A 255-nucleotide genomic window follows, 5' to 3' on the forward strand; every position below is an offset into this window, starting at 1 on the left:
GCCTCCTCAGCAGACAACGCAGCGGCGGAAACGAAGCGCAGCGATCTGCACCGCTCTTTAACAAAACGAATAACCGATAGGTGTAAGTGCTCGGTCGATGACCAAACACTTGCACTGCAAGACGAGAAATATCTTGATGTTTCTTTGATCTTGCGTGCCAGAAAATTTGCTTGGAATTGAACTGAAGAGTTTGATCCTGGCTCAGATTGAACGCTGGCGGCATGCTTTACACATGCAAGTCGAACGGTAACAGGG

At 48.6% G+C, this 255-nt stretch carries 1 protein-coding gene and 1 rRNA gene; both read left to right on the forward strand.

Going from position 1 to position 255, the window contains the following annotated elements; translation table 11 throughout:
* On the forward strand, nucleotides 1-180 hold a 180-nt coding region (locus tag HA052_RS28420), incomplete at its 5' end, for a hypothetical protein (protein ID WP_206119086.1).
* A 16S ribosomal RNA gene (locus HA052_RS28425) occupies nucleotides 179-255 on the forward strand; the annotation flags it as partial. The genes HA052_RS28420 and HA052_RS28425, both read left to right, overlap by 2 nt.

Source organism: Chromobacterium fluminis, assembly GCF_011602385.1.
Lineage (GTDB): Bacteria > Pseudomonadota > Gammaproteobacteria > Burkholderiales > Chromobacteriaceae > Chromobacterium > Chromobacterium fluminis.